The sequence below is a fragment of the Sulfitobacter sp. SBS6 genome (genome assembly GCF_048285585.1).
Taxonomy (GTDB): domain Bacteria; phylum Pseudomonadota; class Alphaproteobacteria; order Rhodobacterales; family Rhodobacteraceae; genus Sulfitobacter; species Sulfitobacter pontiacus.
Window position 1 is genome coordinate 537,016 of the sequence record NZ_JBLWBA010000006.1, and the last position, 25,483, is coordinate 562,498.

Sequence of the window (25,483 nt, forward strand, 5' to 3'; positions counted from 1 at the left end):
CAATGCCAGCACAATTGGAACATGCCAACATCACCGTAACCGACCCGCAAGCCACCGCCGCCTGGATGGCGCAGATCTTTGGCTGGCGCATTCGCTGGCAAGGCGATGCTATAGCGGGCGGACATACTATTCACATCGGAACCGACAGTTCATACGTGGCGCTTTACACACCGGAAAAGACGCCGGCCACGGGCACCAGCAGCTATGACACCACCGGCGCGCTGAACCATATCGGGGTGACCGTCGATGATCTGGACGCCGCCGAAACCTTGGTCAAAGCGCAGGGGTTCACGCCGGTGAACCACGCCGATTACGAACCCGGGCGGCGCTTTTATTTTCGCGATCACGACGGTGTCGAATACGAGCTGGTCCAATACGATGACTAAGCGCGGATTGCCGCGGACGGGCTGACTCTGCTCTTGCAATCGCGGCGCAGTTTGGGTCAGGTAAGGATCAATTCAAATCGGTTGCACCCTCGGACGACAGTTCGGGGGCTGTGACCCTCATTGCGTGGACGCCCCCTGATGGAAAAAATCCCCATGACCCGCGCCGGTCACACGGCTTTAGAAACCGAACTCAAGCATCTGAAGTCGGTTGAACGCCCTGCCATCATCAAAGCCATCGCCGAAGCCCGCGAACACGGTGACCTGTCCGAGAACGCCGAATACCATTCCGCCAAGGAAAAGCAGTCCTTCATCGAAGGCCGCATCAAAGAGCTTGAAGGCGTGATCTCCCTTGCGGATGTGATTGACCCGGCCAAGATGTCCGGCGCGATCAAGTTCGGCGCGACCGTGACCCTCGTGGACGAGGACACCGACGAAGAGAAGACCTATCAGATCGTTGGTGAATACGAGGCCAACATCGAAAAAGGTCTGCTGAACATCAAATCCCCTATCGCCCGCGCCCTGATCGGCAAGGAAGAAGGCGACAGCGTCGAGGTGCGGACACCCGGGGGGGACAAATCCTATGAGGTTCTCAAAATCGTCTACGCATAAGCCGGGGACAAAGAGATGACCGACAAACCGCAGCTGACACCGAACGCGCCGCGCCAATCCGCGCGGTCGACCCCCTTCGGCGTCTATTCGCGCCCGAACGACGGCGGGATCTCGAACATTGAACTCATCGCCGCAGCGCTAAGCGCTGTTTGGTTGCTGGGATCCGCGATCTTTTTCTTGATGCTGCCGTCGGATCAGCAACCCGATACGGGCGGCGCCGGTTTGCGGTTCCTGATGACGATGCTGGCGATCTTCATGCCCGTTGGCATGATCTGGGTCGCCGCCACAGCGGCCCGCGCCAGCCGTGTCATGCGCGAGGAAAGCAAACGCTTGCAGGCCGCGATCGACGCGATCCGGCAGGCCTATATCGCGCAACAGCAAGGGCAGAACCTTGGCGCAGACGCGACCGTCGCGCGCAAGCTGGATGAAATCGCCGCCGCCGCCCGCAAGACCGAAAGCACGCTGGCCACCTTCCAAAGCCGCCGCGACGCCAGCACCCGCCTGGCGCCTCTCAAGCCTGCGGTGGTCGATGACCAGCCCGCGCTGGCGCTTGGCACCTCGGCCGCGGATATGACCCCGCCGCTGTCGCATGAAGATTTCATTCGCGCGTTGAATTTCCCCGAAACCGCCGAGGATACCGAAGGCTTTTCGGCGCTGCGCAAGGCGTTGAAAGACCGCAATGCGTCCCAGCTGGTGCAGGCGTCGCAGGACGTGCTGACGCTGCTTAGTCAGGACGGTATCTATATGGATGACCTGCGCCCCGACCGTGCACGCCCCGAAATCTGGCGCCAATTCGCCCAAGGGGCCCGAGGCCGTCCGATCGCAGCTTTGGGCGGTATCCGTGACCGGTCCTCGCTGGCGCTGACCAGTGCCCGCATGAAGCAAGACCCGATCTTCCGCGATGCCGCGCATCACTTCCTGCGCCGTTTCGACCGCGCCTTTGCCGCCTTTGAAGCCGAGGCCTCTGACGCCGACATCTCGGCACTGACCGACACGCGCACCGTGCGGGCCTTCATGTTGCTGGGCCGCGTGGCGGGGACGTTCGACTAGCGGTCAGGTGATCCCGAAAGACCCATAGGGAATATAGCGCACCAGATCGCCCGGCTGGATGTCGGCCGCGGCGTCCGGGAGTTCGACCAATCCTTCGGCCCAAGCCAGCCCGCTGATCCGCCCCGACCCCTCCGATGCAAAGACCTGCACCTGCCCGTCTCGCATCCGCGCGCGCAGATACTCGCGCCGCCCCGGTTTCTTGCGTTTGCTGAAATCTGCGGGCACGTCGAACCCCTGCGGTACAGGCCAGTCCTGCCCCGCCAGCCGCGCTAACGCGGGGCGCGCGAAAATCAGGGTGCAGACCATAGCCGCCACGGGGTTGCCCGGCAGACCAAAAACCGGCGCGCCTTGCCACATGCCAAGCGCTAAGGGCCGCCCCGGTTTGACCGCAATGCGCCACAGGTCAAGCGCCCCCGCCTCGGACAAAAGGGCCGATACGTGGTCTTCATCCCCCGCCGACGCACCACCGCTGGTCAGGATCGCGTCGACACGGCCCTGCGTCTCATCCAGCCGCCTGCGCAAAGCTGCGCGGTCGTCACCCACATGCCCCAGATCCACGCCCTGATGGCCGAACTGCGATACCAACCCCAGCAGCATTGGGCGGTTCGCATCGAATATCTGCCCGTCGACCGCGGTCCGACCGGCCTCGACGATCTCGTCCCCTGTCGATAGCACGCCGACGCGCAGCGACCGATGGGTCGACACAGACGCCGCCCCCGTGGCTGCGAGCAAGGCGATATCCGCCGCTGTGATCCGTCGTCCCGCACGCAGGGTCACGGCACCCGCTGTCACGTCCTCCCCCGCTTTGCGGGTATTGGCACCCTGTTTCACCGGACCGTTGAACCGCAGGGTGCGCCCGTCGATGGTCACGTCTTCTTGTAGCACCACGGTATCGACGCCTTCTGGCAGCGCGGCCCCCGTCAGCACGCGCATCGCCTGCCCTTCGGCAAGCGCCCCCGGCGCGTCGCCTGCCGCCGCGCGTCCCTCGGCCAGCGGCATCGCATGGGCCCCGGCCGCGCGCCCGCCCGCAAAGCCATAGCCATCAACAGCCGTATTTGGCAGCGGCGGATTGGCGCGGCGTGCCAGCACATCCGCCGCGGCGATGCGCCCCAAGGTGGCAGCCAAAGCCACGTCTTCGACAGGGGTCACCGGATGCAGCCGTGCCCGCAACTGCGCCAGCGCCTCGTCCACCGGCGTCCAATGCACGCCCGGCGGCAGGGCAAAACAGTCGTTGCGCAGGGGGGGCGGGGCCTTGAGCAGATGTTCGAACCCCAGACCGAAAATCCACCCCTCTTCCGCTGCCTCAACATCCAGCATCTGCGCCAGATCGACGGCAGGGACGGCGGCCAGCTGCCGCGCCAGTTCCTGCACCTGCCACGCATCCTTGACCCTGTTGTCAGGGGCGGGCCCCACGGTAAGCGACGGCCAGATCTCGGTAAAGACCACCTGCGCATCCGGCCTTTCAAACGGCCAGACCGCGACATGATCGGCAAAACGAGCACGCAGGCGTGACAGCACAGGCAGCCCCATGACCACCTGCGACCCGACAGCCCCTGCCCCCGCCATTTGCCAGCAGGTGAAACTGCCCTTGGCACGCTGTTCCGCCGCGCGCTTGTCGGGAAACGGGTTGGCGTAGCCCGTCTTGGTGCGCGGCAGCCCTGCGATATCGCGGTTGGGCAGGCCGTTGGCCCAGAATGGGCCGCTGCCATCGCCCAGACCCAGATTGATCTCTGCCACCAGATCGAAACGGTTGTTACGGTCTGGCGCGTCTTCGACCCGCGCCTCGAACCACTCCCACAGGGCGAAGGGATCGTCGCTGCCCGTCAGGGCCTCGGCAAAACCGATAGGGTAGGCAAAGGGGAAATCGAAGCCGATGAACAGACGGCGACCCTGCGCCAGCTCTGCTTCGATCAGCGCGGCGATCCAAGCTTCTGCCTCGGACCGGTTGCGCAGATAGGCAGGCGGGTCCGAGATGCCCCCCCGCGACACGCCCGCCCAAATCGCATCTTTGCGCGGGGTTGGTCCGGTGTCATTACCGCCGGACCAATCGACCACAACAAACGTGTCGAAAGGGCTCACAAGCCCACCTCGGCCAGAATGAAATCGGCGATGGCGCTGGTATCATTCAGATCGAATACGGGGCGATCCAGCGTCATGGGTGTGTCGCTGGCAATCGCCTTGATCGTCGGATCCTCCGGCGCGATCAGCGCGTTGCCGGTTTCGGCCCGATGCGCTTCGACCTTGGCGTGACCGTCGCGTTTGTAGCCTTCGACCAGCACCAAATCGACGGGGGCAAGCTTGGCCAGCAGCGCGTCGAGCGTCGGTTCATCCTCGCCCTGCAGCTCATGCATCAGGGCAAACCGGTTGCGCGAGGCCAACAGCACCTCGCGCGCGCCAGCGACGCGGTGGCGGTGGCTGTCCTTGCCCGGATGATCCACGTCAAAACTGTGGTGCGCATGTTTCACGGTAGACACTGAAAACCCGCGGCCCGTGATTTCGGTCACAAGGCGTTCCATCAGCCCCGTTTTGCCTGCGTTTTTCCAGCCGACAACGCCGTAAACTCTCATATCATCTCCTGTGCGCGGGCCAGATCTTGGGGGGTGTTGATGTTAAAGAACGCGTCCTCATGGGGGAACAGCGCTTCGCGCCCCTCATGCGTTTGGGTCCACATCACGACCTTGCGCAGCCCCCCCTGCAAGGCGGCGCGAAGATCGTCGCGCAGTGCCACGGGCCAGAGGCCAAAGGTCGGATGCCGCGCGGTGCCGCGTTTGGCATCAGGCGTGGCGGCAAGCACCAGCGGATGGGTCATCCCCTCGCTTGCCAGCAACAGTTGCGGCACCAGATCACCGGGGAAGAACGGCGTGTCTGCCGCCGCCGTGACGATGGTATCCGCGCCTTGTTCAGCGGCCCAATCCAGCCCGGCCAGCACGCCCGCAAGGGGACCGGCGAACCCGTCGATACTATCGGGCAACACCGGCAACTTCAGCCCCGCAAACCGCGCGGCATCACCATTGGCATTCAACGCGACGCGATCCACCTGCGGGGTCAGCCGTTCAATCACATGACCCAGCACGCTTTGACCGCCAAGCTGCAACAGCCCCTTGTCGCCGCCGCCCATCCGCGTCGCCTGCCCGCCGGCAAGGATCACCCCAAGTGGCTGTTTCATGCGCTGCCCTTTCGCCCAGATCGTTTCGGTTCATCCGCGATTCCGTCGGGGTCCGCGTCACGGATCAACCGGTCCTCGCCCGCCAGACAGATAAAGCGTTTGCCCTTCATCCGGCCGATCAGCGTCAGCCCGACCTGCTGCGCGATCTCTACCCCCCAGGCGGTAAAGCCGGAGCGCGAGACCAGCGCGGGGATGCCCATCATCGCGGTCTTGATCACCATCTCGGAGGTTAACCGCCCCGTGGTATAGAGGATCTTATCCTCGGCCGAGACTTTTTCAGAAAGCATCCAGCCCGCGATCTTATCCACCGCGTTGTGGCGACCCACGTCTTCCATATAGACCAGCGGGCGATTGCCCTGACACAGCACCGTGCCGTGAATCGCCCCGGCTTCCAGGTACAGGCTCGGCGTGCGGTTGATCTGCGCGCTAAGGTCATACAGCCACGAGGTCCGCAGCGGGGTCGTGGGCAGAGACACATCCTCTAGCCCCTCCATCATATCGCCGAAAACCGTACCGACCGCACAGCCGGAGGTACGGGTCTTTTTGCGCATCTTGTCTTCGTAATCGGTTTTGCGGGCGGTGCGGACCACGACGACCTCAAGCTCTTCGTCATAGTCGACGCCAGTGATATCCTCACCGTCGCGCAGCATGCCCTGATTGCGCAAGAACCCAAGCGCGAGGTATTCGGGGTAATCGCCGATCGTCATCGCGGTGACGATTTCCTGCGCGTTCAGATATATCGTCAGCGGGCGTTCCTCGACCACATTGATCGTTGTTTCTGCCCCTGTTTGGTCGCGCCCGGTCACAGCACGGGTCAGCCGCGCCAAACCCGGTTGCGGTGCGATCAAATAAGCATCGGTGTCTGTCTTGACGGACAATTGCATCCCCCCAAAGCGGCAGTTAAGCATGTCCCGGCAATCTAGGGGGAACGCATGGCCATCACCACCACGAAATCGGCCTTTCGAAAAGGTCTTACCGACGCCGCACCCTTTGTTCTGGTGATCATCCCCTTTGCGTCGCTGTTTGGCATCCTCGCCACCGAGGCGGGATTGAACGTATTCGAAACGCTCGCCTTTTCGGTTGTGGTCATTGCGGGGGCAGCACAGTTCACCGCGTTGCAACTGATGCAGGAACATGCCCCGACGGCGATCGTGCTGGCCTCTGCGCTGGCGGTGAACTTGCGGATGGCGATGTATTCCGCGTCGCTGACCCCTTACATCGGCTCCGCCCCGCTGTGGCAGCGCGCGCTGGCGGCCTATCTGACGGTCGATCAATCCTATGTCTGCGCGATGGCGCAGTACGAAAAACAGCCCGATATGACGATCCCGCAGCGGATGGCGTATTTCTTTGGCTGTGTGACCCCGATTGTGCCGCTGTGGTATTTGTTCACGCTGGTGGGGGCGATGGTGGGCGCGCAGATCCCCGAAAGCTGGGCGCTGGACTTTGCGCTGCCGATCACCTTTCTGGCCATGATCGCGCCGATGTTCCGCACGCCGGCCCATGTGGTCGCGGCGCTGGTCGCCTCTGTCGCGGGGCTGCTGACGGCGGGAGTGCCCTATTCGCTGGGGCTGATCATCGCGGGGCTTGCGGGGATGATGGCCGGTGCGCAGACAGAGCTTTGGCTGGAACGGCGCCAGCCCCAACACCCTGAACAGGATGCGGTATAATGGATCATATCAACACCGGCACACTTTGGTTCGTGATCATCGCCCTTGGCCTTGGCAGCTTCGGGCTGCGCTTTGTCTTTACCGGATTGGTTGGCGACCGCGAGATGCCCGCATGGCTGCTGCGGCACCTGCGCTATACGGCGGTGGCGATCCTGCCCGCGCTGGTGGCCCCGCAGGTGATCTGGCCCGCAGCCACGGACGGGCAGCTTGATCTGCCGCGCATGGCGGCAGCGGCTGCGGCCCTGACAATCGGGGTGATCACCAAAAACGTGCTGCTCGCCATCATCAGCGGTGCAGCAACGCTTTACAGTCTGCTTTGGTTACTGGGCTAGAAGCGACGCCTGCACCGCGTCGATCACATCGCCTTCGTCATTCTCGTAGTATTTTGTCGTCGTGACACCGGGCAAGCTGGCGAACTGTTCGCTGAGCTTGGCCGGATAGAAGGTCTTGGAGATGCTCTCAAACCCCTGCACCTGCGACAGAATGCCCGAGGTCGCATTGGCGCAGAACGCCCCTGCTACCGTGCCGTTCGACATCACAAGCTGCAAGATCTGTTCCGCCTGCGCGTCCGTCACCTGAAGTTCCTGGCTGACAACATGGTAGGTGCTGCGTGCGTGCGAGGATTTGTAGCCCTGAATCCACTTGGGCGTCATACCGTAAAGCACGTCGCCGCGTTCGATCACGCGCGGATCGCGGAAGGAACCGGCGGGGTCAAAGATCACCTGCTGCGAGCCATTGACCACCAGCGCCGTATGGCCGCCGCTGCCGGTGCGGTTGTTGATCATCGTCATCAACGTGATGGATCGCGGCCCCGGTGCCACATAGGCGGCCGCCGCGACTTCTGCCGGTGTGTTATCAATCCCGGTATCATTCGCACAGGCCGCAAGCAGCCCGACGCAGGCCAAAGCCATCCAAACACGCATAGAAATATCCCGTCGGTTAGGTTTGCCCGCCTTAGCGCGCGAAGATCGCCATAAAGACCAGAATGGCAATAATCACGATGCACGACCATTTGACGAAGTTCATGAAGCTGTCAAAAGTCTTCTCGTGCGTGCTGGTGTCCATCGAGCCGTGTTCATGTTTGGCCATTTGCGCGATCCTTGTCTTAACGTGCGTATGATTTGAACTGGGGAATACTGTATTCATCTGCCTATGTCACGGCATCAAAATGCGCGGGATCAGGTGTTTTCGTCTGTCTGTGCCGGCTCTTGCGTCTCGAGGTCTTGCGCCAAGCGGAAACCGATACGATTCGCGGGGGCTTCCTGCACCGCTTTGGGCAGCGCACGCAGGGCGACATTCAACTGGGTGACATGCTGCACCAGCTGCATCCGTGCCCCCGCGTTGTCCTTGCCGTAAAAGGTCACGATGTCCGGGTCGAAATAGCCCATACCCTCGATCCGCAGCACACCGGCGTCACCGCCTGCGAACCCCATCGCGACCTCATGATCGCCATCCAGCTGCTCTTCGAAATTTCTAAGTAAAGCACGACCCGCTCGTAGGCCCATTGCGCCGGTGATTTCTGCGCGGCGGGCTTTTGGCTCATCCCCTTTGGCACCGGCTGGTCAGAGGCATTGCGTCTGTCGGGGTCCGAATGCACCTCGTAGAGGCGCGGCAGCGCGTCGGCCTCGATCGCTTCGGCCGCTGTCTTGATCTCGTTATCCATCGGTCAGCCCTTTGATTGATACACCCAAGCCCCGTCCAGCGCCCGCAAACTGCGTGTGGCACGGCCCGTTTGGTAAAGATGGCTGAGATGGGCGACCGCTTCAACCAGCGCCAGACCGTATTCGCCTTCGCCAATGTTGCGCTTGAACAGGGTCGAGAAACATTCAGACGCCGACTTCGGCTCTGCAATCGCCTTTTCCAGACGGCGCAGGGCGCTGTGGTGATTCTCTATCAACTGGCGCATGCGGGTGGGCAGACCGGTGAAGGGCAGCTTGTGCCCGCCAAGCACCAGATGATCCTCGCGCGCCAGCAACGACAGACGGTCACAGGCCTCGATCCATTCGCCAATAGGGTCGGCCATGGGTTCGGTGGCATAGACCCCGACGTTAGGGCTGATGGACGACAGGATCTGATCGCCTGCAATCACCAGATTGTCATCACGGCTCCAGAAGGTGGCGTGTTCGGGGGCGTGCCCATTGCCCATATGCACGTCAAACACGCGTCCCCCGATGGTGATCTCGTCGCCCTGTTTGATCCGCGTAAAGCCAAGCGGCAGAGGCGAGACGATGTCGGCAAAGTTGAATGGCCGCTCGGAGGCGCGTTTCTCGTACAGCGCGGCATCCATCCCCGAAAGTTTGTAGAAAGCCAGCGTCTCGGCTGGCGGTGCTTCTTGCGGGTCAAGGGTCAGCATCCGCGCGGTCAACCACGCGGTGCGCGTCGTCACCAGCTCTGCCCCGTGTTCGGTCTGGAACCAGCCCGCCAGACCGATGTGATCGGGGTGGTGGTGGGTCACGATCACCCGCGACACCGGCTTGCCGCCCAAGGGCCCCGCGATCAGGTCCGTCCACAGCGCCTTGGACTTTTTCGACGCGAACCCCGTGTCGATGATCGTCCAGCTGTCGCCTTCGTCAAAGGCATAGACGTTGACGTGATCCAGCTTCATCGGCAGCGGCAGACGCAGCCAAAGCACGCCGGGGGCGACCTCTATCGCCGCATCATGGGCGGGCGGCGTCTCCCAGGGGAAACGCAAACCGGTGGGTGCGGTATCAGGCATCAGGCGGCCAGTTCGTCAGCGGAAAGCGCGAAAAGATCAGCCTCGCCCGCTTGGGCATGGGCCAGCAGGCCAACGTGTTCCGGCAGCAAGCGCAGGATGTAGAACCGCGCCAGCTTTTCGCGCGGCCCGCCCTTGTCGGCCAGCGCCGCCTTGAGGTGCATATGCGCGCCAAGCACCCGTGCAAAGGCCCGCAGATACGGCACCGCTCCGGCAAAACGCGTGTCCATGTTCGATTGCTCGGTCAGCCAGTCGGTCGCCTCGCGCAGGGTTTCCGATGCTTGCCACAGGGCATCCGTCATATTCGGAAAAACGTCGCGGGCGGCTTCGGCGTCTGCCTCGATCTCGTCCAGCAAACGGTTCGCGGCCTCGCCCCCGTCCATCATCTTGCGCGCGACCAGATCCATCGCCTGAATGCCATTAGTGCCTTCGTAAATGGCGGTCACACGCACGTCGCGGCTGTACTGCGCGGCACCGGTTTCTTCGATAAAGCCCATACCACCGTGGACCTGAACGCCCATTTCAGCGACGGCCATGCCGGTGTCGGTGCCAAAAGCCTTGGCGATCGGGGTCAGGAAGGCCGCGCGGGCTTTCCATTCGGCCTGACCGGTGGCGTTTGTCATGTCGATGGCCTTGGCACAGCACAGCGCGATGGCGCGGGCGGCAAAGGTTTCGGCCTTCATCGTCATCAGCATGCGGCGCACATCGGCGTGGTCCACGATGGTGCCGGTGCCGTCAGGGCGCGATGTCTTGCCCTGTTTACGGTCCAGCGCATAGGCCAGCGCGTGCTGATAGGCCGCTTCGGCGATGCCGATGCCCTGCCCGCCGACGCCAAGCCGCGCGTTGTTCATCATTGTGAACATCGCCGCCATGCCGCCTTGCTCGGGCCCCACCAGCCAGCCGGTCGCCTTGTCGTATTGCATCACGCATGTCGGAGACCCGTGAATCCCCAGCTTGTGCTCAAGGCTCACCACCTTGAGGCTATTGGCATTGCCAAGGCTGCCGTCGTCATTGGGCAGGTATTTCGGCACAAGGAACAGGCTGATGCCTTTGGTGCCCGCAGGCGCACCGGGCAGACGCGCCAGGACAAGGTGGCAGATGTTGCCGCCAAAGTCGTTGTCGCCCCAGGTGATATAGACCTTCTGACCCGAGATCGCATAGGTGCCGTCGCCATTGTCTTCGGCCTTGGTCGCCAGTGCCCCCACGTCCGACCCCGCTTGCGGTTCGGTCAGGTTCATCGTGCCGGTCCATTCGCCGCTGATCAGCTTGGGCAGGTACAGCTCCTTGATCGCGTCGCTGGCGTGATGCTCAAGCGCTTCGATCTGGCCCTGGCTCATCAAGGGGGCAAGTTGCAGCGACAGGCAGGCGCCGCTCATCATTTCGTTAACGGCGGTCGTCAGGGTCATTGGCAAGCCCATACCGCCGAATTCGGGGTCGGCGGACATGCCGATCCAGCCGCCTTCGGCCACGGCCTTGAACCCGTCCGCGAAACCGGGCGAGGTACGCACGACGCCGTTTTCAAGCTTGGCGGGGGTCTGGTCGCCGGCGCGTTGCAGCGGGGCCAGAACGTCATTGGTCATCTTACCCGCCTCTTCGAGGATCGCGCGGGTGACGTCTTCGCTGGCGTCCTCAAAGCGTTCGGTCTGACGCACAGCGTCCAGCCCTACGACATGATCAAACAGAAAGGCAAAATCTTCGACAGGGGCGCGATAGGGCATAGTTTTCCTCCATTAACGCGTTCGTCTGCTTGGCAAACCGAACAGCGACCTGATAAGCCCAAGGCGATACTCCGGGCTGTTGCGGCGAGAATGTCGCTCAAGCCTGCACACCGCAACCCAAAACGCGGCGTCATCCCCCGTGAGAGAAGCCAATGACCGAGATTCTTCCAGCCGACCCTTCCGGTATTTCCCGCGCCGCCACCCTGCTGCAGCAAGGCGCATTGGTCGCGCTACCGACTGAAACGGTCTATGGTCTGGGGGCGGATGCGCGCAACGGGACGGCAGTGGCGGGCATCTACGAGGCCAAGGGCCGGCCCAGCTTCAACCCGCTGATCATCCATGTCGCCGATGTGGACCAAGCACGGCGTTACGGCCGCTGGTCCGACACCGCCGAGATTTTGGCAAGCGCCTTCTGGCCCGGTCCGATGACACTCGTGCTGCCTCTGGCCGACGGGCACGGGCTATCGTCGCTGGTGACGGCGGGGCTGGACAGCGTCGGCATCCGCGTGCCCGCGCACCCCACGGCCCGCGCCATTCTGCGTGCGCTTGGCGGTCCGGTGGCGGCCCCCTCGGCCAACCCCTCGGGCAAGATCAGCGCCACGACGGCGCAACATGTTCTGTCGGGGCTGGAAGGGCGGATCGCCGCTGTGGTTGATGACGGCCCCTGCACGGTGGGCCTGGAAAGCACCATCATCGGCCTGAACCAGCCCCGTCCGACGTTGTTGCGCGCAGGCGGGCTGCCGTCGGAGGCGATAGAGGCCGCTCTTGGCGCACCGCTGGATGTGGCCGACGGGGCAGAGATTATCGCCCCCGGTCAGCTCGCCTCTCACTACGCGCCCCATGCCAGCGTGCGTCTGAACGCCCAAGCGGCGACGGATGAAGAGGTTTACCTTGGCTTTGGCGCGGCAAGCGGGCGCGGGCCGGATGACCTGACCCTATCGGCCAGTGGCGATCTGGTGGAAGCGGCGGCGCATCTGTTTGACCGACTGCACGCGCTTGACCGGCTGCGCAAACCGATTGCGGTGGCCCCGATCCCTGAAACCGGTCTGGGCCGTGCCATCAATGACCGTTTGCGCCGTGCGGCGGCACCACGCTAACGCTTTTGCCCCGCAGATCGTCGCAGGTCAGGCGCGCCCTGCTGTCGCGCTGAGCCCTAAAGGGTCCACGCCGATAGAGGTCAGCGCCGCTTCCCATTTGCGCGCATCGGGCAGGTCGAACAGGATAGCGCTATCGCCTTGGCAGGTCAGCCAGCCGTTCTGGGCAATCTCAGCCTCTAGCTGGCCCGCGGCCCAACCAGCATAGCCCAGCATCAACATCGCCCGACGCGGCCCCTTGCCGCGGGCGATGTCTTCGAGAATGTCCAGCGTCGCTGTCATCGCCACCCCGTCCGCGATATCCGTCGTCTGCATCACGGACCGGTATTCGGCGCTGTGCAGGACAAAGCCGCGCTCTGTCTCGACGGGGCCACCCACATGCACCCCTAGACCGGACACATCGTCCATATCCACATCGCTAAGCCGGTCAAGCACATCGCCAAGCTTCAGATCAGCGGCGGGTTTATTGACGATCAACCCCATCGCGCCTTCGTCATCATGCGAGCAGATAAAGATCACCGAATGATCAAACCGAGGATCCCCCATGCCGGGCATCGCCACCAAAAGCTGGCCGGTCAGATCCATTTTCATGCTGTCGTCCTTATGCGTCATCGCAATAGCATGACCTGCGCCCCTGCGGCTTTCAACCCCCGCGACTGCAACACATCATAATGCAAACGTGACTTGGCAAACCGGGGGCAGATGGCCCATGAAAGCGCCATGACCAGAAAAATTCTTGGCCTGATGGCCGCTGCCCTTATCGCCCCGCTGCCCGCTTCTGCGATGGACGTGATCCACGGGGAAATCCTGCAAGGCTGGGTGCTGCCCGATGGCAACCGTATGGCCGCGATCCGCATGACGGTGGAGCCGGGCTGGAAGACCTACTGGCGCGCGCCCGGTGACATGGGTATCCCGCCCAGCTTCGACTGGTCCGGCTCGCGCAACCTGTCGGCGGTGGCCGTGGAATGGCCTGCGCCCACGGTGTTCCGCGAACCCAACCTGACCACCATCGGGTATAAGGATCAGGTCGTGTTGCCGCTGCGGATCAGCGTGCCCGACAAAGGGGCCCCCGTCACGGTCCAGACCACCATTGATCTGGGCGTGTGCAGCGACATCTGCGTGCCCGCCTCGCTTGAGCTGAGCGGCGTGATCGACACCACCACAACCCGCGCCGATCCAGCGATTGCCGCCTCATTGGCGCAGCGCCCGTTTTCGGCGAAAGAGGCCCGTGTGAAAGACGTGACCTGCACCATCGGTATGGCAGGCGCGGACCTGACCCTGGACGCCGCGATCACCCTCCCCCCCGCGGGCGGGCAAGAGCTGGTGGTGATCGAAACCGGCAACCCGGATCTTTGGGTCAGCGAGGCAGATACCACCCGCAAGGGCAACGTCCTACATGCGCGGGTGGACGTGGGTCACGTCAGCGGCGGCCCCGTGGCACTGAACCGGTCGCACATCCGCATGACGGTATTGGGCAGCAAGCAGGCCGTCGATATTGTAGGATGCAACGCGGGCTGATCATACGGCCCGTTTGCGACGCGACAGCAGCAACGCCACCGCGCCAACGATATAGCCCACCAGCGCGATCAAAGCCGCCCCGACCAGGAACAGCAGCAGCGCCGCGCTGCGCGGGGCCATCGCCCCGAGCTCAGGCAGCAGCTCGATCAGTGCGGGATGCAAGCCGCCCGTCACCGCGATCCACCCCAGCGTGGCCCCGCCCCACAGCACCACCAGCGCCCAAAGCGCCAGAATGCCGAGGCGCAGCCCCCCTGCCCGTGCCCGCATGGCCCGACGCATCGCCCGGATCTGGCGACCGATATCATGCTGCGCCGCGACCAGCGCAGGCACGACCAGCAACACCAGAAACATGCCAAAACCCAAACCATAGACCAGCGTGATCACCGTGGGCTTAAGGAACTGCGCCTGCTGGCTTTGCTCATAAAGCAGCGGCGCCATGCCAAGGACCGTTGTCAGCGTGGTCAGCATTACCGGCCGTAACCGGTCCGCCGCGCCATCGATGATCGATGGGATCACCCCGCGGGTGGCGCCGTATTCGTCAATCGTGCCCACCAGAACAATGGAATCGTTGATGATGATCCCTGTCATCCCCAACAGGCCCACGACCGTGAACATGCTCAGCGGCACCTCCCACAGGGCGTGCCCGTAGATTGTGCCGACCAGACCAAAGGGGATCACCGCCATCACCACCATGGGCCGCGTCCAACTGCCAAAAACCCAGGCGAGAACAAGGTAGATGCCCGTCAGCACAAGGATCAGGCCGGTCAGCGCATCCGACAGGAACGTGCCTTCCTGCTCGCTCAACCCGCCGATGCGGAAATCCACCTGCCGTTCAGAGGCGATGCGCGGCAGGATATCCTCGCGCAGGGCCGTCGTGATCTCACTCGCGCGGGCGGGGTCATCCTCTGATATGTCGCCCGTGACCGAAATCAGACGGATGCCATTCTCGCGACGGACCGTGCTGAAGCCGGTGCGCCGGTCCACGCTGACGATATCGGCCAACGGCACATATTGCCCGTCCGGCGTGCGCATCTGGGTCCGTTCAAGGAAATCCGCGGTGAGCTCTCCCTCGGGCAGTTCAACCCGGATTGTCGCCGATCGTGGGCCCTCGGGATAGGTCGCCGCCTCGATCCCGCCCAGACGGTGGCGCAGCACCCGCCCCAAGGTATCAATCGTGAACCCAAGCGCCTGTCCTTGCGGCGTCAGATCAACGATCAACTCTTCCTTGTCGTAGGCCAGGTTATCCTGCACCGCGCTGACTTCGGGATATTGCCGCAGGGCATCCTGCAGGTCCTGCGATGCGGCTTTCAACACCTGCGTGTCAGCGCCGTAGAACTGCACATCCAGCGCGTCCCCCCCGGGACCCGACCGCCAGCCGCGAAAGCTGACGGTTTCGGCAAGGGGATGATTGACCACCGCGTCTTGCAGTTCGGCGACAAAGGCGAAGCTGGAATAGGGGCGCAGGTCGGCGTCGATCAGCTCGATCGAGATGCCGCCCAGCAGATCGGCGTCCTTGCTGTCGGCCCCGTCCAGACCACGCCCCGCATTGCCCCCGATCTGCGCGATCACATAGTCGATGGGGTTGGTGCCGTATTCCTCGGCGTATTGCGCGCCCAGCGCTTCTGTCGCGCGTTGCATTTCGCGCATCATCGCCAGCGTATCGGCGCGGGTGGCCCCTTCGGCCATGGCAAAATTCCCGGTCACCGACCCGCGTTCAGGCGCATTGAAGAACCGCCATTGCACGTCACCCTGGATGAACAGCGCCACCTGCGAGGCCAGCACAGCGACCACACCGGCAAGCACCACATAGCGCGCGCGGATCACCCCCGCCATGAAGGGGCGGAACAGCCGTTCGCGCACCCAGAGAAACCCGCGATTGACCACTCGGCTGGGCAGGTCATACCACCGTTGCTTGGCCCCTGCTGCCATCGCATGGGCCATATGGTTCGGCAGGATCAGAAAACATTCAACCAGTGACGCGGCCAGCACGGCAATCACTGTAAGGGGGATATCCGCGATCAGACTGCCAAAGCGCCCGTCCACGGCAAGCAGACCGAAAAAAGCAATTATCGTTGTCATCGTTGCGGCAAAGACCGGCATCGCCATCCGCCGCGCCGCATTCTCTGCCGCTTGCATGGGGGGCTCGCCCAGCTCTTTGTGGCGATAGTCCGCGTGTTCGCCCACAACGATCGCATCATCAACCACGATGCCAAGCGTGATGATCAACCCGAACAAAGAGATCATATTGATCGTGATCCCCCCCGCATACATCAGCGCAATCGCCGCGGCCATCGACGCAGGTATGCCCGCGGCCACCCAAAAGGCCGTGCGTGCGTTAAGAAAGAGGAACAGCAACCCCACCACCAGTGCGAGCCCCATCAGCCCGTTATCAATCAGCAGGTCCAACCGCCCGGTGATCGCCTCGGCCCGCGTGCGGATCAGCTCTATCGTCACGCCTCTGGGCAGCATCACAGACATATCCGCCGCGACGCTTTCGACGCTATGCTGGATACCGATGGCATCCCCCCCGTCAGAGCGGTCAATACGCACAGAGATCGCGGGATCATCCCCCACGAAATACCCTACCTCGCGGTCGGAGCCCTGCTCGATCACCCGTGCCACGTCCCCGACCAGCAATGACGACCCGTCCGCATTGCTGCGCAACACCACACGCGACAGGGCGTCCGCGCTACGCTTCGCGGTGCCAGTGCGCACGCGCGCATTGGCACCCGTCACATCACCGGCGGGGTTGGCGTCCACCTCGGCCGCGATCACAGCGGCGATTTCGGCCATGGTGATGTCGTGGCGGATCAGTCTGGTCGACGGCACCTCGATCAGGGTTTGCGGCGCCGCGACCCCTTGAATGGTGCTGCGCGTTACACCCGCCGCGAACAGCCGCGTGACGAATTCATCCGCGAAACGCCCCAGCTGTTCCGCGCTGATCGGGCCGGTGATCACCACATCGGTCACACGGTCGCGCCAGATACCACGCCGGACCACCGGATCTTCGGCATCTTCTGGCAGTGTGGTGACCGAATCCACCGCCGTTTGCACATCCGTCGCGGCGCGGGCCATGTCCCAATTGGGCTCGAACTCTAGCGAGACGGTCCCGCTGCCCTCGCGCGAGGCAGCGGTGGAGCTTTCGACCCCTTCGACCGCCAGCAAGACCGGTTCAAGCACCTGCACGATAGCGCTGTCCACATCGTCGGCCCCCGCACCCTCCCAAACGGTAGTGACCGACACGCTGTCGATGATCACATCAGGAAAGAACTGCGCCCGCATATTCGGCGCAGCGGCCGCCCCGCAGACCAGCAGCACCACAAGCAGCAGGTTGGCTGCCGTCCGGTGACGGGTTAAATACGACAGGATTCCCCCTGCACGACCGGACATGCTGCGCGCCATCTCCCTAGCCTCCCATCCGGCTTTCAAGGCGTTCGATCATGCGCGCCGGCACCTGCGGCTCGGCCAGCTGCGCCAGCACGCGCGCCTTCGCCTCTTGGGGCATGCGGCTGTTCCCCTCGATAAAGGCCACAAGCTTTGCGCGACGCTCCTCTGTCAGGGCGATCATGCTGGGGACATCTCCCTGCGCGGTCTCATCCGCCCCCGGACGCAACGGCTTTACCGCAATACCGGCCCCCAGCAGGGGCGACCGCGCCTCGACCACGTCGCGACCTTCGACCGGACCACGGACCAACACGTCGTCGCCCACGCGGCGCAGAACAGAGACCTGAATGCTTTCCAATCGGTTCTCCGGATCCAGCACCAACACCGCTCCCGTGGCATCAAGGGCAGAACTCGGCAGGCGGATCACATCGTCCAGCGCAGGTTCACGCACATGTACCGTCGCGAAATCCCCCGGTTTGAACCCCGGTGCCTGCGTCAACGAGGCAAAGATCAGACGCCCGCTGGCCCCCTCGCCCGCAGCGGCCCCCGCGCGGGTGATCTGGCCGCGGGCCTCAAGATCCACGCCCGCGACATCAAGGCGCGCGGTGATCTCTGCCTTGATCAACCGGCCCTGCGCATCCAGCAGCCGCGCGTATTGCGCGGTCGAGATGCGGAAGGAAATCTCAAGATCATCTGGCGCGATCAGCTCTGCCAGCCTCTCGTTCGCAGAGACCAAGCGCCCCTCGACGACCGAGGTTTCGCTTAGCGCCCCATCGAACGGCGCGGTGATCGTGGTTTCCTTTAGCGCGCGCTGCGCATCCTCCAAAGCAATTTGAGCGTTGGACAACAAGCGCACCGCGTTATCCACGCGCGCTTCTGTCTGGGTCACCACCTGTCGACGTGCAAGAACGGCCTGTCGCGCGCTTGAGGCAGCGAGCTCTGCCGTTTCTGTCGCCGTCGCGGTGCCGACACCGCGTTCGCCCAGATCACGCTGGCGGTCAAACGCGCGGGTGCGCAGCGCGGCCTGCTCTTCGGCGGCGGCAAGCTCGTCCAGTCCCAATGCCAGCGCGCGGTCCGCATCGCGCCCCTCTGCCTCTGCATCGCGTACGGCACTTTGCGCCCGCGCGACCTCGGCCAAAGCATCCGACCGGTCAAGGCGCACCAGAACCTGACCCGCTGTGACCTGCCCGCCCTCTTCGAATTCCGGTCCCAGCTCGACCACGCGCCCGCCCACGGCCGCACGCAGCTCTAGCGTGCGGCGGCTTTGCACCGCGCCAAAACTTTGCAGCACCGGCACTTCGGTCCCAGACTGCGCACGCACCACATTGACCGAGAATACCCGCTCACGCGGGGCGCGCTCGGGCGGCGTGTCGGTCAGACGCTGCTGAACCGCCCCGCCAATGAGGTCCGCCGCAAGCACCAGAAACCCCAATGTCGCCGCTGCCAGAAACAACCCGATCATGCTTTGCCGTAGAAAACGCATCTTGCCCCGATCCTATTTCGTCCGTGCCAGCTTACCCCGCTGCCCTGCAGAACAAAATCACAGTTGTGACAGCCGCGCACGGCTTATCAGGCGCATCGCAAAGCAGCGCGGGAAAATTGGGTTAAATTCATCGCCCCAGCCGCTATTTCCGGCGTTGGTGTTCATCCAGACGCGGCATGATCTCAACGAAGTTGCAAGGCTTGTGCCGATAGTCGAGCTGTTTGATCAAAATCTCGTCCCACGCATCCTTGCACGCCCCCGGAGACCCGGGCAGCGCAAAGAGATACGTCCCCTGGGCGACGCCAGCGGTGGCCCGGCTTTGCACCGCCGAGGTGCCGATCTTCTGCATGGATACGATCGTGAACACGGTTCCAAAGGCATCGATCTCTTTCTCGTAGACATCGCGATGTGCCTCGACCGTAACATCGCGCCCCGTCAGCCCTGTGCCCCCCGTGCTGATTACCACGTCAATCTCAGGGTCGGTACACCAGTCGCGCAACTGGTCGGCAATCTCGCCCCGCTCATCGCGGATGATGCTGCGTGCCGCGAGGAAATGCCCCGCTTCAGCGATGCGCGCGACCAAGACATCGCCTGACCTGTCTTCGGCCAAACCTCGGGTATCGGATACCGTCAGCACCGCGATACGCACGGGGATAAAGTCAATCGTCTCGTCAATCCGGCTCATGTCCGCTCCAATACTGCAAGGCGTGCGGCGAGGGCCACGAAAATACCGCTGCTGATCCAGCGCAGCGCCTGCCCGCCCCCGACCATCCGGCGGCCCAGGCCACTGGCAAACACACCAACCAAGGCGTTGATAATCAAACCGCCAAGCGACAGCACCGACCCCAGCATCAGAAACTGCAGCAAAACCGGCCCCGCGTCTGGCACGACGAACTGCGGGACAAAGGCCAGCACGAAAAGGATCACCTTTGGGTTCGTCAGGTTCACAATCAAACCGCTGCGAAACGCGGATTTCGGGGCGGGTACGGGTGTTGTAGCCGCCCCGCTGCTACGCCAGGTCAGCACGGCCAGCCACAAAAGATAGCCAACCCCGATCCAGCGGATCACATCAAAGGCCCACGGCAGGGCCGCCACCACCGCACCAAGGCCAAGCCCCGCCAAGGTCACATGCACCATACCGCCGAGGGCGACCCCCGCACTGGCCGCAACCGAGGCGCGCGGACCAAAGCGCATGCCCTGCCCCAGACAAAACATCATATCCGCGCCCGGTGTCAGGTTCAGCGCCAGGGCGGCGGGCACAAAGGCCAGCAATGTGAGGGGATCAACCATGCGTCAATTTCGCTTTCAGTGAGAGTAAATCGGCCCAGGCCTCGCGTTTGAACTCGGGGCTGCGCAGCAGATAGGCGGGGTGGAACATGGGCAACGCGGGCAACCCCTCGGCTTGCGTCCACTGACCGCGCAAGCGGGTGATGCCGCGTTTGCCCAGCAACGCCTGCGCGGACCAATTGCCAACGATGACCAACACCTCGGGCTTGGCCAAAGCGATATGCCGCGCCAGAAATGGCTTCATCATCGCGATTTCATCCGGCTTCGGATCGCGGTTCTGCGGCGGCCGCCAGGGCAAGACATTGGTGATATAGACAGGCGACGTCTGATGATGACGCCCCATGTCGATGGCCGCGAGCATTTTGTCCAGCAACACGCCAGCACGCCCGACAAAGGGCCGGCCCTCGCGGTCTTCGTCCCGCCCTGGTGCCTCGCCCACGATCATCACCCGTGCCCCCGGCGTCCCGTCCGAGAACACCATTTTGCGCGCGCCGCGCTTCAGCTCGCAATGCTCGAAGGCGGCCATGGCGGCACGCAATTCATCCAGCGTCGCAGCCCCAGCCGCGGCCTGTGTCGCCTCTGCCACCACGTCCGGCCCTTGGGCAGCCAAAGGCACCGGTCCGCTCTTGCCCTTTTGCGCCTTCGGCTTCTCGACCGCGGCGGGCACCTCGTAGCGGTTCACCGGCGCATCGCAAATCGCCTCGGTCGCGCCAAGTTCGATCTGCCAATGCAAAAGCGCAAGCGCCTGATGATAGTCCACTGATTCCATGCGCCCAACTTACGCGCTGGTGTCGGCAATAAAAATGCCAACTTCCAAATGGTCTTAAATCCAATGCGGCCCCCACGGCCGGATGCCCCCGCCCGACGACTTGCCCCGCCCTGCGCCGCCGCCTATAACGCCAAAAATAACGTGGGGTCCCCCGTCATGAGTTTCGCACACCGCCATCTTCTGGGCATTGAACACCTGTCCCAGGACGACATCACCACCCTGCTTGATCTGGCCGACAGCTATGCCGATCTGAACCGCCAGCCCCATAAGCACAGCGACGCGCTGAGCGGGCTGACACAGATCAATATGTTCTTCGAAAACTCCACCCGGACGCAGGCGAGCTTCGAGATCGCGGGCAAGCGATTGGGGGCGGATGTGATGAATATGGCGATGCAGGCGTCCTCGATCAAAAAGGGCGAAACCCTGATTGATACGGCGATGACCTTGAACGCCATGCACCCCGATCTGCTGGTGGTCCGCCATCCACAATCCGGTGCCGTCGATCTGCTGGCGCAGAAGGTGAACTGTGCGGTGCTCAATGCGGGCGACGGGCGGCATGAACACCCTACGCAAGCGCTGCTGGACGCGCTGACGATCCGTCGCGCCAAGGGTCGCTTGCATCGCCTGTCCATCGCCATCTGCGGCGACATTGCCCATAGTCGCGTGGCACGGTCCAACATCATGCTGCTTGGCAAGATGGAGAACCGCATCCGCCTTATCGCGCCGCCGACGCTGATGCCCGCGCAAATCGGTGAATTCGGTGTCGAAGTCTTCGATGACATGGAAGAAGGGCTGAAGGACGTTGATGTTGTGATGATGCTCCGCTTGCAAAAAGAACGCATGGATGGCGGCTTTATCCCCAGCGAACGCGAGTATTATCACAGATATGGGCTGGACGCCGAAAAACTGGCCCATGCCAAGCCCGATGCTATCGTGATGCACCCCGGCCCGATGAACCGCGGGGTAGAGATCGACGGAACGCTTGCCGATGACATCAACCGCAGCGTCATTCAGGATCAGGTAGAGATGGGCGTCGCCGTGCGCATGGCCGCGATGGACCTGCTGGCGCGGAACCTTGTCGACAGCCGCAAGGCCACCGCATGACCGCAGCCCCGCCCGAAGAACATGACCTGCTGCACTGGCGTATCTCGCCGCGGGCGTTCTTTTGGCGGTGCGTGGCGCTGGCGGTGCTGACCATGTTGTTCACGCTGCCCTTGCTCATCTGGCTGGACCCGATCACCTGGCTGCTGGCCTCGGTCCTGATTGCGGTCTTCTACATGTGGGTGTTTGAGGAATTCCAGATCTGGTTCAGCAACCGCAATACCGTCTGGCGGCTGACCAACCGTGCGCTCTATATCAACGCCCCCGACACGGCAGAGCCGCTTGTCCTGCCGTTGACCGACATCCGGTCAATCGGGAAACTGTCCTTGTGGTCGATCAGCCTTGGCCTGCCCGACGGCCAGCGGATCACCTTGCCGCTGGTGCCGAACCGGGCAGAGACCAAGGCCCGCCTTGCCCAAGCGATAGAGGCGGCATCATGAGCGATCGTTTTTGGCAAGACCTGCTTGAACCCGAGGAAGAGCTGCTCTGGACGGGGCGCCCCCGCCCCAAGCTGTCGCTGCGCAATTTTCAGCTGTTCGGCCCCTTTGTCGGGGCCATTGGCACCGTGATCGCGGGGGCATTTGTGCTGCGGGGCAACACCCTGCCCGTATCGCAATCGGTGGTGGTGGCGGTGATCGTCGCGCTGGTGGCGCTATCGTTGCTGCGCGGGATGAAACGCCTGACCGACCTGCACCGCACCCGCTATGCGCTGACCAACCACCGCGCCCTGTTTTTCAAACTGACCCGCGACGGCACCCGTGCCAAAGCTTTCCCCCGCAGCGCCGAGACGAAACCCGATCTGCGCCCGACCAGCCCGCCGTCGGTTTTCTTTATCCGGCATGAACAGCCGGGCAATCCGGCACGCGCCGCGCATCTAGGATTTGAATATGTCGAAGACAGCGACAGATTAAGTGCATTGATGGTAACCCCGTACAAAGGTGCAACACGATGACACAACTCGAAATCCCCAAGGGCGAGATCGGCCAGATCCGCCTGTTTGCCGTGAACCGCCCGATTGACGAATTGGCCCGCGACCTGCGCAACGACAGTAAAGAGGCGCTGATTGCTGATCTGCTGGGCCGCCCTATGCCCGAAGGCGCGGCCGAACTGTTCCCCGTGTCCGATCTGACCGGCGTGGGTCTCGCCTCCTATCTGGGTGATGGCTATGCGGTGCCGCGTGAACAGATCAGCCGCGACCGCGCGCGATTGGATGCGCTGGACGGCTATGTATTGCTACTGTTCTCCTCGGCCTTTGACGGGCAGGAAGCGACGCTGGACCTTGGCCCCGAACTGACGATGATCGGCACCTATGGCGAGGCGCAGCCCGATATGTCCGTCACCCCGCTTGAGGCTGACTCCGCGCAGCCCTACACCGGTGCCGCGGATATGACCCCGAAATCCCCGCCCAAGGGCGGTGCCGGCGGTATGATCGTGCTTTTGGCGGTGATCGTGCTGATCGGTCTTATTCTATGGTGGCTGCTGTGAAAGAACCCAAACCCGATCCCAAGATGTCCGGCCGTATCGCCATGATTGCCCTGCTTGTCGCCTTTGGCGTGGCGGGCATGATGGTGTGGATCGGGTCCTGACCTTTCTGACCGCCCCCGCGGCACCCCTGTTTTCCTAACGACGAAGGCCCCTCCATGACCCTGCATTTTATAAACGCGCAGCTGATCGACCCCGAAGCAGGCACCGTCACCCGCGGCACGATTCGGGTGGAGGATGGCAAGATCGCGGCGGTACTGGACGATACCGCACCGATCCCCGGGGATGCGCAGGTCGTGGATTGCCGTGGGAAATACCTGGCCCCCGGTATCGTCGATCTGGGCGTCAAGGTTTGTGAACCCGGGGAGCGGCACAAGGAAAGCTTCCGCTCTGCGGGGCTGGCAGCGGCTGCGGGTGGGGTCACGACAATGGTCACCCGCCCCGACACCGACCCCACCATCGACAGCCCCGAAGTGCTTGAATTCGTCACCCGCCGTGCGAACGAGGCCGCGCCGGTCAACGTCGTGCCCATGGCTGCGCTGACCAAGGGCCGCGAAGGCCGCGAGATGACAGAGATCGGGTTTCTCATGGATGCCGGTGCCGTGGGCTTTACCGATTGTGATCGCGTGGTGACGGATACCAAAGTGTTCTCCCGCGCGCTGACCTATGCCCGTAGCCTTGGCGCGCTTGTCATCGCTCACCCGCAGGAACCCATCCTGAGCAAGGGGGCGGCGGTGACCTCTGGTAAATTCGCGTCGCTGCGCGGGCTCCCTGCCGTCTCGCCCATGGCGGAACGCATGGGGCTGGACCGCGACATCGCCCTGATCGAAATGACGGGTGCCCGCTATCACGCCGATCAGATCACCACCGCCCGCGCCCTGCCCGCGCTGGAGCGTGCAAAGAAGAACGGTCTAGATATCACCGCCGGGGTCGGCATCCACCACCTGACGCTGAACGCGCTGGATGTGGCCGACTATCGCACCTTCTTCAAGCTCAAGCCCCCCCTGCGCGACGAAGAGGATCGCATCGCCGTGATAGAGGCCGTGGCCTCTGGCCTGATCGATATCATTTGTTCCATGCACACCCCGCAGGACGAGGAATCCAAACGGCTCCCGTTCGAGGAAGCCGCATCGGGGGCCGTCGCATTGGAAACCCTGCTGCCCGCAGCCTTGCGACTGGTCCACTCCGAGATGATCGACATCGCCACATTGTGGCGTGCGCTGTCGTTCAACCCTGCGAAACGTCTGGGGCTGCCCGGGGGGCGGATGTCCGTCGGTGCCCCCGCCGATCTGGTGCTGTTTGATGATGGCGCGCCTTTCGTGATGAACCGCGAGGTTTTGCGGTCGAAATCGCGCAACACCCCCTTTGACGGGATGCGCATGCAAGGTAAGGTCTTGGAAACTTACGTTTCCGGCACCTGCATCTATAAGGCCTCCTGAATATGCCCCTGATCGACTCTTCCCTATTCGTGCTCTTGTTCTGGGCCGTTGCGGCCTATCTGATCGGGTCGGTCCCCTTTGGCATGGTGCTAACCCGCGCGATGAATCTGGGCGATCTGCGCAGCATCGGGTCGGGCAATATCGGTGCCACCAATGTGCTGCGCACTGGTTCCAAAAAAGCGGCGGCACTGACGTTGATCCTGGATGGGGGCAAAGGGGCCGTTGCAGTGCTGCTGGCACGGCTCTTCGCGGGCGAGGACGCGGCCCAAATTGCCGCATTGGCCGCGATGCTGGGTCATTGCTATCCGGTCTGGCTGGGGTTCAAGGGCGGCAAGGGTGTCGCGACATTCCTTGGTGTGTTGCTGGCCCTTGCATGGCCCGTCGGCCTGGCCTGCTGTCTGGCGTGGCTGATCGCCATGGCCGTCACCCGCACCTCGTCCATCGGGGGGCTGGCATCCGCCGCAGCATCAACTTTCTTTATGATCTTCCTGGGCTACGGCAGCGCCCTGTTTCTGGGCATTCTGCTGACCCTGCTGGTGTTCTGGCGCCACCGCGAGAACATCAAACGCATCCGCGCGGGCACCGAACCCAAGATCGGCGCCAAGAAAGACTGACCC

General features: G+C 63.2%; 27 protein-coding genes and 1 pseudogene. 13 read left to right on the top strand and 15 right to left on the bottom strand.

Annotated elements, in window-relative coordinates; translation table 11 throughout:
• Nucleotides 1-2 precede the first annotated feature (2 nt).
• The 3 genes from ACNQ62_RS11515 to ACNQ62_RS11525 all read left to right on the top strand — a co-directional run bounded on the left by ACNQ62_RS11515 (nucleotide 3) and on the right by ACNQ62_RS11525 (nucleotide 2,045).
• Nucleotides 3-386, top strand: a complete 384-nt coding sequence (locus tag ACNQ62_RS11515) for a VOC family protein (protein ID WP_009825226.1) — start codon at nucleotides 3-5, stop codon at nucleotides 384-386.
• 138 nt (nucleotides 387-524) lie between these two features.
• Nucleotides 525-995: a transcription elongation factor GreA gene (greA, locus tag ACNQ62_RS11520; RefSeq protein WP_005849618.1), complete on the top strand. Its 471-nt coding sequence runs from the start codon at nucleotides 525-527 to the stop codon at nucleotides 993-995.
• Between the two features lie 15 nt (nucleotides 996-1,010).
• A complete protein-coding gene (locus ACNQ62_RS11525; RefSeq protein WP_005849620.1) occupies nucleotides 1,011-2,045 on the top strand; it encodes a hypothetical protein in 1,035 nt (344 codons plus the stop codon).
• A 3-nt stretch (nucleotides 2,046-2,048) separates the two neighbouring features.
• On the opposite strand, the gene glp is transcribed toward ACNQ62_RS11525, so the two are convergent.
• The 4 genes from glp to ACNQ62_RS11545 are packed head-to-tail and all read right to left on the bottom strand — an operon-like array spanning nucleotide 2,049 to nucleotide 6,095.
• A complete protein-coding gene (glp, locus tag ACNQ62_RS11530; protein WP_418094918.1) occupies nucleotides 2,049-4,124 on the bottom strand; it encodes a gephyrin-like molybdotransferase Glp in 2,076 nt (691 codons plus the stop codon).
• On the bottom strand, nucleotides 4,121-4,612 hold the full coding sequence (mobB, locus tag ACNQ62_RS11535) for a molybdopterin-guanine dinucleotide biosynthesis protein B (protein WP_407473905.1): 492 nt from the start codon (nucleotides 4,610-4,612) through the stop codon (nucleotides 4,121-4,123). The genes glp and mobB overlap by 4 nt, the downstream gene beginning before the upstream one ends.
• The gene (mobA, locus tag ACNQ62_RS11540; protein WP_386175535.1) at nucleotides 4,609-5,211 is read right to left on the bottom strand and encodes a molybdenum cofactor guanylyltransferase MobA; all 603 of its coding nucleotides are present in this window, start codon (nucleotides 5,209-5,211) and stop codon (nucleotides 4,609-4,611) included. Before mobA ends, mobB begins: the two co-directional genes overlap by 4 nt.
• Nucleotides 5,208-6,095: a formate dehydrogenase accessory sulfurtransferase FdhD gene (locus ACNQ62_RS11545; protein ID WP_418094919.1), complete on the bottom strand. Its 888-nt coding sequence runs from the start codon at nucleotides 6,093-6,095 to the stop codon at nucleotides 5,208-5,210. Before ACNQ62_RS11545 ends, mobA begins: the two co-directional genes overlap by 4 nt.
• A gap of 48 nt (nucleotides 6,096-6,143) precedes the next feature.
• On the opposite strand from ACNQ62_RS11545, the gene ACNQ62_RS11550 reads away from it, so the two are divergent.
• Both ACNQ62_RS11550 and ACNQ62_RS11555 read left to right on the top strand, forming a co-directional pair.
• Nucleotides 6,144-6,878: an AzlC family ABC transporter permease gene (locus ACNQ62_RS11550; RefSeq protein WP_260003649.1), complete on the top strand. Its 735-nt coding sequence runs from the start codon at nucleotides 6,144-6,146 to the stop codon at nucleotides 6,876-6,878.
• Complete coding sequence (locus ACNQ62_RS11555) at nucleotides 6,878-7,210, top strand: AzlD domain-containing protein (protein WP_005849632.1); 333 nt, start codon at nucleotides 6,878-6,880, stop codon at nucleotides 7,208-7,210. Before ACNQ62_RS11550 ends, ACNQ62_RS11555 begins: the two co-directional genes overlap by 1 nt.
• Here ACNQ62_RS11555 and ACNQ62_RS11560 read toward each other — a convergent pair.
• The 5 genes and pseudogenes from ACNQ62_RS11560 to ACNQ62_RS11580 all read right to left on the bottom strand — a co-directional run bounded on the left by ACNQ62_RS11560 (nucleotide 7,199) and on the right by ACNQ62_RS11580 (nucleotide 11,309).
• On the bottom strand, nucleotides 7,199-7,801 hold the full coding sequence (locus tag ACNQ62_RS11560; protein WP_037966046.1) for a hypothetical protein: 603 nt from the start codon (nucleotides 7,799-7,801) through the stop codon (nucleotides 7,199-7,201). The genes ACNQ62_RS11555 and ACNQ62_RS11560 overlap by 12 nt on opposite strands.
• Before the next feature lie 31 nt (nucleotides 7,802-7,832).
• Entirely contained in the window at nucleotides 7,833-7,967 is a 135-nt protein-coding gene (locus ACNQ62_RS11565) for an aa3-type cytochrome c oxidase subunit IV (protein ID WP_005849635.1), read from the bottom strand.
• An 89-nt stretch (nucleotides 7,968-8,056) separates the two neighbouring features.
• A pseudogene (locus ACNQ62_RS11570) lies at nucleotides 8,057-8,541 on the bottom strand (DUF6173 family protein).
• A gap of 3 nt (nucleotides 8,542-8,544) precedes the next feature.
• Nucleotides 8,545-9,594 carry an MBL fold metallo-hydrolase gene (locus tag ACNQ62_RS11575; RefSeq protein WP_005849639.1) on the bottom strand — a complete coding sequence of 350 codons (1,050 nt, stop codon included), beginning with the start codon at nucleotides 9,592-9,594 and terminating at the stop codon, nucleotides 8,545-8,547.
• Nucleotides 9,594-11,309, bottom strand: a complete 1,716-nt coding sequence (locus ACNQ62_RS11580; RefSeq protein WP_005849641.1) for an acyl-CoA dehydrogenase — start codon at nucleotides 11,307-11,309, stop codon at nucleotides 9,594-9,596. Before ACNQ62_RS11580 ends, ACNQ62_RS11575 begins: the two co-directional genes overlap by 1 nt.
• 152 nt (nucleotides 11,310-11,461) lie before the next feature.
• Between ACNQ62_RS11580 and ACNQ62_RS11585 the strand changes: the two genes are divergently transcribed.
• On the top strand, nucleotides 11,462-12,406 hold the full coding sequence (locus ACNQ62_RS11585; protein WP_418094920.1) for an L-threonylcarbamoyladenylate synthase: 945 nt from the start codon (nucleotides 11,462-11,464) through the stop codon (nucleotides 12,404-12,406).
• A 27-nt stretch (nucleotides 12,407-12,433) separates the two neighbouring features.
• On the opposite strand, the gene ACNQ62_RS11590 is transcribed toward ACNQ62_RS11585, so the two are convergent.
• Nucleotides 12,434-12,994, bottom strand: coding sequence for a YqgE/AlgH family protein (locus ACNQ62_RS11590; RefSeq protein ID WP_005849645.1), 561 nt, complete (start codon nucleotides 12,992-12,994; stop codon nucleotides 12,434-12,436).
• Between the two features lie 129 nt (nucleotides 12,995-13,123).
• On the opposite strand from ACNQ62_RS11590, the gene ACNQ62_RS11595 reads away from it, so the two are divergent.
• Nucleotides 13,124-13,921, top strand: a complete 798-nt coding sequence (locus ACNQ62_RS11595; RefSeq protein ID WP_235183808.1) for a protein-disulfide reductase DsbD domain-containing protein — start codon at nucleotides 13,124-13,126, stop codon at nucleotides 13,919-13,921.
• On the opposite strand, the gene ACNQ62_RS11600 is transcribed toward ACNQ62_RS11595, so the two are convergent.
• The 5 genes from ACNQ62_RS11600 to ACNQ62_RS11620 form a co-directional block, all read right to left on the bottom strand.
• Complete coding sequence (locus ACNQ62_RS11600; protein ID WP_418094921.1) at nucleotides 13,922-17,323, bottom strand: efflux RND transporter permease subunit; 3,402 nt, start codon at nucleotides 17,321-17,323, stop codon at nucleotides 13,922-13,924.
• 4 nt (nucleotides 17,324-17,327) lie between these two features.
• Complete coding sequence (locus tag ACNQ62_RS11605; RefSeq protein ID WP_418094922.1) at nucleotides 17,328-18,788, bottom strand: efflux RND transporter periplasmic adaptor subunit; 1,461 nt, start codon at nucleotides 18,786-18,788, stop codon at nucleotides 17,328-17,330.
• A 142-nt stretch (nucleotides 18,789-18,930) separates the two neighbouring features.
• Entirely contained in the window at nucleotides 18,931-19,473 is a 543-nt protein-coding gene (moaB, locus tag ACNQ62_RS11610; protein ID WP_418094923.1) for a molybdenum cofactor biosynthesis protein B, read from the bottom strand.
• Nucleotides 19,470-20,078 (bottom strand): LysE family translocator, encoded by a 609-nt coding sequence (locus ACNQ62_RS11615; RefSeq protein ID WP_418094924.1) that lies wholly within the window; start codon nucleotides 20,076-20,078, stop codon nucleotides 19,470-19,472. The genes moaB and ACNQ62_RS11615 overlap by 4 nt, the downstream gene beginning before the upstream one ends.
• Nucleotides 20,071-20,844, bottom strand: coding sequence for a uracil-DNA glycosylase (locus ACNQ62_RS11620; RefSeq protein WP_005849657.1), 774 nt, complete (start codon nucleotides 20,842-20,844; stop codon nucleotides 20,071-20,073). Before ACNQ62_RS11620 ends, ACNQ62_RS11615 begins: the two co-directional genes overlap by 8 nt.
• A gap of 156 nt (nucleotides 20,845-21,000) precedes the next feature.
• Here ACNQ62_RS11620 and ACNQ62_RS11625 point away from each other — a divergent pair, with 156 nt between their 5' ends.
• The 6 genes from ACNQ62_RS11625 (at nucleotide 21,001) to plsY (ending at nucleotide 25,480) form a co-directional block, all read left to right on the top strand.
• A complete protein-coding gene (locus tag ACNQ62_RS11625) occupies nucleotides 21,001-21,948 on the top strand; it encodes an aspartate carbamoyltransferase catalytic subunit (protein ID WP_009825243.1) in 948 nt (315 codons plus the stop codon).
• Entirely contained in the window at nucleotides 21,945-22,385 is a 441-nt protein-coding gene (locus ACNQ62_RS11630) for a hypothetical protein (RefSeq protein ID WP_278375137.1), read from the top strand. The genes ACNQ62_RS11625 and ACNQ62_RS11630 overlap by 4 nt, the downstream gene beginning before the upstream one ends.
• On the top strand, nucleotides 22,382-22,897 hold the full coding sequence (locus ACNQ62_RS11635; protein WP_418094925.1) for a hypothetical protein: 516 nt from the start codon (nucleotides 22,382-22,384) through the stop codon (nucleotides 22,895-22,897). Before ACNQ62_RS11630 ends, ACNQ62_RS11635 begins: the two co-directional genes overlap by 4 nt.
• Nucleotides 22,894-23,430, top strand: coding sequence for a hypothetical protein (locus ACNQ62_RS11640; protein ID WP_037944808.1), 537 nt, complete (start codon nucleotides 22,894-22,896; stop codon nucleotides 23,428-23,430). The genes ACNQ62_RS11635 and ACNQ62_RS11640 overlap by 4 nt, the downstream gene beginning before the upstream one ends.
• Nucleotides 23,431-23,585: 155 nt before the next feature.
• A complete protein-coding gene (gene pyrC, locus ACNQ62_RS11645) occupies nucleotides 23,586-24,866 on the top strand; it encodes a dihydroorotase (protein WP_243250664.1) in 1,281 nt (426 codons plus the stop codon).
• Nucleotides 24,867-24,868: 2 nt separating this feature from the next.
• Nucleotides 24,869-25,480: a glycerol-3-phosphate 1-O-acyltransferase PlsY gene (gene plsY / locus ACNQ62_RS11650; protein ID WP_005849669.1), complete on the top strand. Its 612-nt coding sequence runs from the start codon at nucleotides 24,869-24,871 to the stop codon at nucleotides 25,478-25,480.
• The last annotated feature ends 3 nt before the right edge of the window (nucleotides 25,481-25,483 follow it).